The organism is Haloarchaeobius salinus, assembly GCF_024464185.1.
Classification (GTDB): domain Archaea; phylum Halobacteriota; class Halobacteria; order Halobacteriales; family Natrialbaceae; genus Haloarchaeobius; species Haloarchaeobius salinus.
Genome location: NZ_JANHAU010000011.1, coordinates 1 through 9968 on the forward strand (window position 1 = coordinate 1; position 9968 = coordinate 9968).

Below are 9968 nucleotides of genomic sequence, written 5' to 3' on the forward strand. Positions count from 1 at the left end.
CGAATTCGAGTGCGGGATATACCAGGGTGGAGGCCGCTCGACAGACCTGTGTTGCTTCGGCTGTCTCGACCATTCCTGAGACTACGAGCTACAGCCTCAGTTAGGTTCGGCAACTACTGTGAAGGGCAGGGCTTTCTCCTTGACTCTCCGTATCACGTGATACAGTTCGAGAACCGACTCACCCGAGCCGGTCGAACGCGACGCCCGCCGTGGGGAATCCCGGGTCGAACCCGCCGACGTCCGCAGCGACGAGTCGGCCGGCGGCGGGCGCGTACTGGATGCCGTTCGCGTTGAACGCGAGCACCGAGAGTCCGTCGACGTCAGTCGGGCCGAGGACGGGGTCGCCGTCGGGCGTCACCGTCCGAACGCCGACCCACTCGTCCACGACGGACGCTCCCCGAGTACCCGGACAGAGCCGACCGAGTACGTCGAGCGACCGGTCGCGGCGTGCGTCGGGCACGTCGTCCCCCACGCTGTCCGGGTCGAGCACGCTCGCGTCTTCGTACTGCCCGGGGAAGTGGCCGACGAACAGGCTCCCGTCCTGGTTCTGTCGGGTGTAGACGCCGCTCTCCTCGTGGTAGAGGGCAGGGAGGCCGTGCTCGTCTGTGTCGAGGACGAGCATCGGGCCGCGAGTGTTACGGACGGGAAGTGTCACGCCCGCCGTGTCGAGTAGCCGGCGATTCCAGGGGCCCGCGGCCGCGACGACCGCGTCCGCCCGTCGCCGACCTTCGGTGGTGCGGACGCCGGTCACCCGCCCGCCGTCGGTCAGCACGTCGGTCACGGTCGTGTCCGTCTCGACGGTCGCACCGCCAGCTCGTGCTCGGTCGAGCACCGTCCGTGCGAGCGCGGCCGGGTCGTCGACGTAGCCGACGCCGGGGCTGTAGAGCGCGCCGGTCACCTCGTCCGTCGCGAGCCCCGGCAGAACGAGCGTCTCGTCGAGGGTATCCCCGGAGAGATACTGCACGGGTGCGCCCTTCGTCGCCGTCGCCGTCGACCCCGCAACGGTGCGGCCGAACGCGGACTCGAAGTCGGCGCGAACGTCGGCGTCGCCCGCGGGGGTCGTGGCGAGTCGGAGCCGTCCGCCGTGGACGAACCGCACCCTGGATCCGGCCGTCGACAGTAACCGCCCGTAGTACCGGATACCGTACCGGAGCAGCGGGACGCACGCGGGCGACTCGTGGCCCCAGAACCCCACGAACGCGCCGGACCTCGCGGTCGTCTCGGCTGCGGGGGCCGCGCCGCGTTCGAGGACGAGTACCTCCGCGTCCGTCTCCCGGGCGAGGTGGTCTGCCGCGCTCGCCCCGGCGATACCGGCACCCACCACGACGACTCGGTCGGCGTCGGTCATCGCTCGGTCACCACCGTTCCGGTGTCCGCCCCCTCGCCGTGGTACGTGCGACCGACGTACTCCGAGGTGAACGCCTGGACGAGCGCGCGGTACCCGGGACGGAACGCGAGGGTGTCCCCGACCGAGACGTCCGCGTCCGCGTCGGTGATGTCGCAGACGGTGTGGTCGCTGCTCGCGCCGACCACCTCGACGCCGTCAGCGAGGGGGACGAGCTCGTCGGTGACGACGTCCTGCTCGCCGACGGCGACGATGGCCCGCTCGCGGACGCCCCGGTCCTCGAACCCGGGACGGTCGCCGTCGACGTCGTGGCCACGTGGCCCCGCCGGCGTCGAGGGTTTGCGCTTGCACTCGATGACCTCCGCACGCAGGGTGAACGCATCATCCCGGAGGTAGGGGACCGTCCGGTCACGCGTGACGTCGGTCCCGAGGAGGATGGCCTCCCCGACGCGGAGCTCGTTCACGCGGTCGGGGAGCGTCCCCGCCTCGACGAGCGGGAGGGTGACGCTGCTCCCGCCCGAGACGACGGAGAACCGACGGTCGAGCGCCGCCTCGCTCTCCTCGACGAGCGAGACGAACTCCGCCATCGAGGCCGCCGTCGGCAGCACCCCGCCGAAACAGCCGACGTTGGTCCCGACGCCGACGACACGGACACCGTCGAGTTCGACCGCGCGACGGAGCGTCGGCAGGAGGTCCTCGGGGAGCACGCCTTCGCGACGGTCGCCCGTGTCGACCATCACGACCACGTCGTGTTCGACGCCGCGCTCGCGGGCCGCGTTCGCGACGGCCTCGAGCACCGCTACCTCGCTGTGCAACGAGCGGTCCGCGGCGGTGACGACACGGTCACGGTCGCGCATCGACGACACGAGCAGCGTCCGCTCGGCGTCGACGTGCTCCGCGAGGCGTGCGAGGTTCAGGATCCGAGAGTCGCCGATGCCGTCGACGCCCCCGTCGAGCATCGCCCGTGCGACCGCCGGGTCGCCGGTGACGGCCTTGGTCACGCCGACGACGCGCCCGTCGAAGCGCGCACAGACCGCCCGCGTGTTCTCCCGGACGACGTCGAGGTCGACGTGGACGGTCGGCGCGTCGACGCCGCGGGTACTCGGTGGTGCCATGCTCACGAGAGCAGCTCGACCGCGCCCGCGGCGAGGACACGCGCCACGTCGACGGTCTCGTCGAGGTCGACCCACTCGCCGGCCCCGTGGATTTGGTCGCCGTCCGGCCCGAAGATGACGGTCGGCACCTCGGCACGGTGGCCGAGGTAGTTGAAGTCGCCGACGCTCCGGAAGTAGCCGAGCGACGGCGACTCGCCGGTGACCGTCCGCGTCGCCGCGGCGAGCCCCTGGACGAGCGGCTCGTGCTCGTCGAAGACGTACGGTCCGTAACGGGCGTCGGCGTGGGGCACCTCGCGGAGCCCCACCGAGACGTCGGCGTCCAGCCCGAGCTCCGCGACTACTTCCTCGGCGTCCGCGAGCACGGACTCCCTCGTCTCACCGGGAACGACGTGCCGGTCGACGAGGAGTCGACACGACTCAGGGACCGACAGCGTCTCGCCCCCGCCATCGATGGAGAGCGGGCAGACCGACCCCTCGCCGAGCAGTGGGTGAGAGCCCACGGGCATCTTCGAGAGGGCGTCCGCGAGCTGTCCCGCCGCGACGACGGCGTTCCGCCCGGCGTCCGGTGTGGAGGCGTGTGCAGCGGTGCCCCGGACCTCGATGTCGTAGAGGAAGCGTCCCCGGGCACCGAGGTAGAGCGTCGGGTTCTCGCGACCCTCGCCGTCGAGGATGGGCCCCGGTTCGGTGACGACCGCCATGTCGCAGTCGTCGGCGATGCCATCGCGGAGCAGCTGGTCGGTCCCGAGCCCGTAGGGGCCCTCCTCGTCGACGACCGCCGCGAGGACGACATCGCCGGCGAGGTCGACGTCGGCCTCGGAGAGCGTGGCCACGGCGACCATCGCCGCCGCCAGCCCCGCCTTCATGTCCGCGGCCCCCTGTCCGTAGAGACGGCCGTCCTCGATGCGACCGGAGAGGGGGTCCTCGGTCCACTCGTCGACGAGTTCGACCGTGTCCATGTGCCCGTTCAGCATGAGCGTCGGCGCGTCCGGGTCCGAGCCCGACAGCCGCACGAGGACGTTCCTCCCCTCGTAGTCGGTGATTTCGGGCTCGCTGACGGAGTGATACTCGGGGTCGAGTCCACGGTCGTCGAGCCAACCGTAGACGAACTCGCCGATCTCGTCTTCCTGGAAGTACGGGCTCTCGATCCTGACGAGCGACTGGATCAGGTCGATTGTCTCGTCCGCGTCGACGGCTGCTGCCACCCGCCTCGCGGCGTCCGTAGAACTCTCAGACCGGGTCGTGGATTCGTCGTCGTTCATACTCACTCTCCGCGTTCTGGACCGTCGGAATCGTGCGGTTCGACGGCCTCTGTCACGGTCTATGCAATCCACGGAACGACCCTAATCACCGCCCCTCTCATGACAGGTGGAGACGGGGATAGTGCTACCATGTGTCGTGGTGGGTTGTCGACAGGAAAACCGACCCCCTCAGAATCAGAACAACGGGTGACGGCGCGGTCACGTCGGACTCGCGACCGCTATGGCAGCGCCCCGATGACCTTCGCCTCGGCCTTCCGAAGGTGCTCCAGCGTGGTCGCCTTCGAGACGCCGAGTTCCTCGGCGATCTCCGTCGCGCTCACCTCCCGCGGCCACGTGTAGTAGCCCCGCTCCCGCGCGAGCTCGAACACCTCACGCTGGCGCTCGGAGAGGATTCCCTTCCGGAGGAGTCCGCCAGCCTCGCGGTCGTCCGACGTGATGTGCCGGACGTCGATCTCGGCGTCCATCTCGTCGCGGACGGCGTCGAGGCTCTCCTGGATTCTCGTGCGGTCCCCCTCGATGACGACGTCCCAGTACTCGCGGCCGTCGTGGATCCAGACGGCCTTGTCGGGGATGAACCCGTTCGAGACGAGCGAGTCGTTGATGCTGCGGTCGTGGCCGTACATCACCAGGAGGCTCTGTGAGACGTTGCCCGGTGTGGGAATCCGCTTGTCCAGGTCGAAGCTGTTGTCGAGCCGCCAGACAGAGTCGACCAGCGGCGACGACTCGATGTCCCCGACGAGCGATTCGAGCGCGTCGGTGGAGTCCCCGTAGGCGGTGAACCGCCCCTTCACCGAGTCCTCGACCGTGTAGACGCCGTGGCCGAAGATGCCTCCATCGGCGTCCTCGGTGACCTGGAGCGTCCAGCAGTCGGGGTGCCAGATGCTCAACGTCAGGTGGGACCCGTTCCGGGTGTCGTGTCCGGCCTCAGCCATGTTTGATTTCAGTACGTTAGCAAGGCGCATTACTCTACCGCTGGTCGCACCAAGGACCAGCCAGTTTCGTGTCTGGGTACGATTGACACAAGAGCTCCATCATCACACGACGGCACGATCCGTCGATACGGCAACTCGCACGAGGACACGAAGATTGACATCCTCCACTCGCCTTAAGGCGCGGGAATCCTCGCGCTCGGGGTCTGGCAGTAACGCCACCCCCGACGTGAGCGACTTTCTCCTATACGTGGATACTCTGGTCTGTGCGCGCTTCTTTGGGACGGTGAGAGCGTGGTGACTCCAGCCACTCGTGGCTGTCCCACTCGAATCGCACGGGCCGTGCCATCGGCCTTGGGACGCCTGTGTGCCGTTGACGAGACACGGTGTGTCTCGTTCGCCAGCCAGAACTCTCCGAGTTCTGGTGACGTCTCAGGAAGGACTCGCTTGCTACGAGGTCGGCGTGACCCTCGAACCCGCACGAACACGTGAGCGTGTCCTGATGCCGAATCGTGTCCGTCGTCGAACCGCAGTTCGGACACGTCCGGGTCGTCCACGCCTCCGACCGGAGTTCGACCGTGATACCGTACTCCTCGGCGGTACACGCCAGCCGGTCGATGAACGCCCGGAACGCCCAGAAATTGTGCGTCTTCGCGTTCGCTCGAATCGACCAGTGCGTCTCCAGCACGTCGGTTAAGTCCCCGACGTACACCGTCGAAACACCTTCCTCGTAAAGACGGTCGAGAAGGTCGCGCACCAGCGCGTTCTGTGCGTGGTCGCGTCGTCGCCTTCGACCACGGTACAGTTGCCGAATCCGGTTCGAGGAGTAGCGCCCCTCACGGAGCTTCGACTGGAGCCGGGAAATTTCCCGCGTGGTGTCGCGGAACTTCTCGAACAGATCGCGTCCGTGGTACAGGTACTGTTGGCCGGTCGTGGTCGTACAGGCGACGAGGTTGTTCGCCCCAATATCCAGAGCGGCTTCTTCCGAAGCCAGTGGTGCATCCAGTCGAGAATCGTCCACGGTGACTGGCTGAAAGGCCCTGAATTGGTTCGAGGACTCGTCGTAGTACAGTTCCAACCGACCCTGTTTCCCGCCCCACTTCGGAACGCCCGCGACTTCGAGACGAAGGCGTTCGGTGTAGCCGAGGTCGTACTTATCCTTGAGTTCCTTCCCGACGGGAATTTCGAGGCGGGAGCGGTCGCCCAGCTCCAGGGTGTACTGGTCGTTGCGGATGTACGTCCGGAGTGTTCGACCATCGTCTTCGTTCCCCCAGTAGCCGGGTGGGGAACAGTGTTTGCCCTTCTCTGTGAGCGAGAAGAACGAATTCCACGCGCTCTTGTTCTTGCGAATGAGTTGTTGGGCGGTGGCGCTTCCGAGGACGCCGACGTACTGTTTGCGGTAGTCGGCGGTGTCCCAGATGGATTCGCCGTCGAAGTAGTTCTGGCGGCGTTCGTAGGTGAGTTCGTTCCAGAGACTGGCTGAAGCGTCCAACAGTTCGTGTAGCAACTCCGCGTCCTGGTCGGAGCGGGGTCGGACAACGAATGTGTTGGTGCGCCTCATCAACTACTGGTTGTTCCCAATCAGGTATAAATGAGGACTCATGTGTGACTGTCTGGCAGAAGTTCGAATCGAGTTTGACGACGATGAGCAGTACGAGCGGTTGAATGAACTGGAAAATACCGTAGTCTGACGTGGAAGGGATTGCTCCTCGAAGGAGAGAAGCGTGTTCTAGAACAGACCCCGGAGTGAGTGTCGTCGGGGGATTGTGTCGATCTGTGGTCGCTCGACCCCCGCCTGAAGGCGGGCGCATGCGCTTGATTTTATGTCACATCCAGCCGACTGGCGCGATGTGCTCTCGATGGCACTCGCCGAAATCGGGGACCGACAACGGGCGTTCTGGTCAGATTGAAGCGGGCAATCTCACTCACGTCGGCCAGTTACCAACTCCCGACGACTGCTCGCGATTTCGCGTGAGCAAGAAGATATATTACTGACGAGAGGGGTTCTTCCTCCAATGAGTATTACTGCGGCCGTGGTCCTCGCCGCAGGGGAGGGTGAACGGCTGCGCCCGCTGACGCGGAACCGGCCGAAACCGATGCTCCCCGCCGCGAACCGACCCATCATCGAGTACGTCTTCGACGCACTCGTCGACGCCGGCATCGAGGAGCTACACGTCGTCGTGGGCTACAAGCGCGACCGCGTGCAGGGCCACGTGGCCTCGACGTATCGGGGCGTCCCGGTCACCTACCACATTCAGGAGAAACAGCTCGGCAGTGCTCACGCGGCGTTGCAGGCGCGCGACGCGCTCGACGACGACTTCCTCGTCGTCAACGGCGACCAGATCGCCCAGGGCGACCTCGTCAGCGACGTGATGGCCGCTCACGACGAAGCGAGCGCGGTCACCCTCGCGGTCATCGAGAGCGACGAAGCGTCGATGTACGGCGCGGTCGAGACCGACGGCGACCGCGTCACTCGAATCGTCGAACGTCCCGGTGGCGACGAGTACCGGCTGCTGAACGCCGGCGTCTACGCCTGCGACGACTCGCTGTTCGCGACCGTCGAGGACGCCATCGAAGATGGCGAGGCGCTGACGCTCCCCCACGCCATCAGCTCGCTCGTCGAGGACGGCTCCGACGTCCGCGCCGCACGAACCTCCGGGCTGTGGACCGACGCGACCTACCCCTGGGATCTGCTCGACGTGAGCCAGCAGCTGCTCGACCGTGGCGACATCGACGCGACCGAGGTCCGCGAGGGCGTCTGGTGCGCCGAGCGCGTTCGCGTCCACGAGGACGCGGTGTTGCGGCCGCCTGTCGTCGTCAGCGCGGACTCGGAGATCGGCGCGAACGCCGTCGTCGGCCCGCACGTCGCCCTCGGCCAGAACGTCACCGTGGGCTCGAACGCGACCGTCGAACGCTCCGTGCTCGACGCCGACACCCGCGTCGGCGCGGGCTCGACGCTCGTCGACTGCGTCACGGGACAGGGCGTCTCGCTGGGGGCAGGCTGTGTCGCACCGGGCGGCCCGGCCGATGTCGCCATCGGGACGACCGTCCACGAGGACCGCCGCCTCGGCGCGCTGCTCGCCGACCGCGCGACCGCCAGGGGTGGGGTGACCTTCGCCCCCGGCACGCTCGTCGGACCGAACGCCGAACTCGATGCGGGCACGACGATCTCTGGAGTGATACCGGAGAACGGGAGGGTGATGCGCTGATGTGCGGCATCGTCGGCTGCGTCGGCCGTCCGGACGAGACCCTCGACGTGCTCATGACCGGGCTGTCGAACCTCGAATATCGTGGGTACGACTCCGCGGGCGTCGCGCTCTCGAACGAGTCGCTGTCGGTCGAGAAGCGTGCGGGCGAGCTCGAGGAGCTCGAGGAGGCCGTCCGCAGCACTTCGCTCCACGGGAACGTCGGCGTCGGCCACACCCGGTGGAGCACCCACGGCGCACCCACGGACGCGAACGCCCACCCCCACACGGACTGCAGCGAGCGCGTCGCCGTCGTCCACAACGGCATCATCGAGAACTACGACGTGCTGAAGAAGGAGCTGCAGGCCCGCGGTCACACGTTCGAGAGCGAGACCGACACCGAGGTCGTCGCCCACCTCGTCGAGGAGCGCCTCGAAGCGGGCACCGACCCCGAGTCAGCGGTCAGGACTGCCGTCGAGCGCATCGAGGGCAGCTACGCCGTCGGCGTCGTCGTCGCGGGCGTCGACGCCATCTTCGCCGCACGCGAGGACTCCCCGCTCGTCATCGGCGTCGCCGACGACGAGTTCCACCTCGCCAGCGACGTCCCCGCCTTCCTCGACTACACCGACCGCGTCGTCTACCTCGACGACGGCGAGTTCGCCACGCTCCGTCCGGGCGGGCTCACCGTCATGGATGCGGAGGGCACGCCCATCGAGAAGCCCATCGAGACGGTGGACTGGGACACCGAGGACACCGGCAAGGGCGGCTACGACCACTACATGCTCAAGGAGATCCACGAGCAGCCCCAGGCCATCCGCCAGTGCCTCAGCGGCCGCGTCGACGAGCTGCACGGGCGTGTGGAGGTCGAGGAGCTCGGTGGATTGAGTACGCCGAAGCGCGTGCAGTTCGTCGCCTGCGGGACCTCGTACCACGCGGGCCTCTACGCGGCCCATCTGTTCCGTGAGATGGGGATTCCCGCACAGACGTTCGTCGCGAGCGAGTACGCGACCAGCCCGCCGCCCATCGGCGAGGACGAACTCGTCGTCGCCATCACCCAGAGCGGCGAGACCGCCGACACGCTCTCTGCGTTGCGCGAGGCGAAGGCCCGGGGTGCCGAGACGCTCGCGCTGACCAATGTTGTCGGGTCCTCGGTGACCCGGGAGTGCGACCACACGATGTACATCCGCGCCGGGCCCGAAATCGGGGTTGCGGCGTCGAAGACGTTTACGTCGCAACTCGTCGCCGTGAACCTGCTCGTGGAGGCGATGAACGGGAACGACGCCGGCGTGCTGACCGGGCTTCGGGATCTGGCTGGCGACCTGCAGTCCGTGCTCGACCGCGTCGACGTCTCGACTGCTGCTGCGGAGCTGGCCGCCGCGGAGCGGTGTTTCTTCGTCGGCCGCGGGCTGAACCACCCCGTCGCGCTGGAGGGCGCGCTGAAGTTCAAGGAGATCACCTACGTCCACGCCGAGGGCTTTCCTGCTGGGGAGCTGAAACACGGCTCGCTCGCGCTGGTCACGGACGAGACGCCCGTCGTCGCGGTGTTGACCGGCGACGACGAGGAGACACAGAAGACCATCGGGAACATCAAGGAAGTCGAATCGCGTGGTGCGCCCGTGATTGCCGTGACCGACGGCCAGGTCGACCTCGAGGGATACGTCGACGAGGTCATCGAGGTGCCCGAGACGCACCCCCACGTCGCGCCGCTGCTCGCGAACGTCGTGTTGCAGTTGATCGCGTACCGGAGTGCGGACCTGCTCGGGCGGAGTATCGACAAGCCCCGGAACCTCGCGAAGAGCGTGACCGTGGAATAACAGAAGGTGTCGACAAGAGAATTCATTACACCTATCACAGTCTCCGAGCAAAAAGTTCGACCGAGAACTATAGCTCGTCTATCTACTCCCGATGCAGTCCGCGCGAGCGTAGAGGAGATATGAAGCGGTGCTGCGGCTATTGGTAATACCACATGCCGACTTATTAGTTCCCAACGGACGGGGCTAGAATATCATCGGCGTCTCGCAGGTACGCCGTGGTGTACTCGTGGAGGTCGGGGAACTCGTCGGGCCCGAACGCACTGACCGCCCCGTGCTGGTCGTCGAGCGTCATCTCGGCGACGCCGAGGTCGGTCTCGACGA

Annotated in this window: 7 protein-coding genes; 2 read left to right on the forward strand and 5 right to left on the reverse strand. The window is 67.0% G+C overall.

Annotation, left to right across the window (positions count from 1 at the left end; genetic code table 11):
- Positions 1-178 precede the first annotated feature (178 nt).
- The 5 genes from NO345_RS19475 to NO345_RS19495 form a co-directional block, all read right to left on the reverse strand.
- Entirely contained in the window at positions 179-1348 is a 1170-nt protein-coding gene (locus NO345_RS19475) for an NAD(P)/FAD-dependent oxidoreductase (protein ID WP_256302077.1), read from the reverse strand.
- Positions 1345-2460: an alanine/ornithine racemase family PLP-dependent enzyme gene (locus NO345_RS19480; protein ID WP_256302079.1), complete on the reverse strand. Its 1116-nt coding sequence runs from the start codon at positions 2458-2460 to the stop codon at positions 1345-1347. Before NO345_RS19480 ends, NO345_RS19475 begins: the two co-directional genes overlap by 4 nt.
- 2 nt (positions 2461-2462) lie before the next feature.
- Positions 2463-3719, reverse strand: a complete 1257-nt coding sequence (locus NO345_RS19485) for a M20 family metallopeptidase (RefSeq protein WP_256302081.1) — start codon at positions 3717-3719, stop codon at positions 2463-2465.
- Positions 3720-3937: 218 nt separating this feature from the next.
- Positions 3938-4651: a helix-turn-helix domain-containing protein gene (locus NO345_RS19490; RefSeq protein ID WP_256302083.1), complete on the reverse strand. Its 714-nt coding sequence runs from the start codon at positions 4649-4651 to the stop codon at positions 3938-3940.
- A gap of 241 nt (positions 4652-4892) precedes the next feature.
- Positions 4893-6209, reverse strand: coding sequence for an RNA-guided endonuclease InsQ/TnpB family protein (locus NO345_RS19495; protein WP_256302085.1), 1317 nt, complete (start codon positions 6207-6209; stop codon positions 4893-4895).
- A 454-nt stretch (positions 6210-6663) separates the two neighbouring features.
- Here NO345_RS19495 and NO345_RS19500 point away from each other — a divergent pair, with 454 nt between their 5' ends.
- A complete protein-coding gene (locus NO345_RS19500; RefSeq protein WP_256302087.1) occupies positions 6664-7857 on the forward strand; it encodes a sugar phosphate nucleotidyltransferase in 1194 nt (397 codons plus the stop codon).
- Positions 7857-9647 carry a glutamine--fructose-6-phosphate transaminase (isomerizing) gene (gene glmS / locus NO345_RS19505; RefSeq protein ID WP_256302089.1) on the forward strand — a complete coding sequence of 597 codons (1791 nt, stop codon included), beginning with the start codon at positions 7857-7859 and terminating at the stop codon, positions 9645-9647. Before NO345_RS19500 ends, glmS begins: the two co-directional genes overlap by 1 nt.
- Positions 9648-9968 lie beyond the last annotated feature (321 nt).

Bases quoted from the DNA above. Each gene is read 5' to 3' on its own strand.
- NO345_RS19480 (WP_256302079.1), bottom strand. From the start codon at position 2,460: ATGGCACCACCGAGTACCCGCGGCGTCGACGCGCCGACCGTCCACGTC.
- NO345_RS19500 (WP_256302087.1), top strand. From the start codon at position 6,664: ATGAGTATTACTGCGGCCGTGGTCCTCGCCGCAGGGGAGGGTGAACGG.
- NO345_RS19485 (WP_256302081.1), bottom strand. From the start codon at position 3,719: ATGAACGACGACGAATCCACGACCCGGTCTGAGAGTTCTACGGACGCC.
- NO345_RS19475 (WP_256302077.1), bottom strand. From the start codon at position 1,348: ATGACCGACGCCGACCGAGTCGTCGTGGTGGGTGCCGGTATCGCCGGG.
- glmS (WP_256302089.1), top strand. From the start codon at position 7,857: ATGTGCGGCATCGTCGGCTGCGTCGGCCGTCCGGACGAGACCCTCGAC.
- NO345_RS19490 (WP_256302083.1), bottom strand. From the start codon at position 4,651: ATGGCTGAGGCCGGACACGACACCCGGAACGGGTCCCACCTGACGTTG.
- NO345_RS19495 (WP_256302085.1), bottom strand. From the start codon at position 6,209: ATGAGGCGCACCAACACATTCGTTGTCCGACCCCGCTCCGACCAGGAC.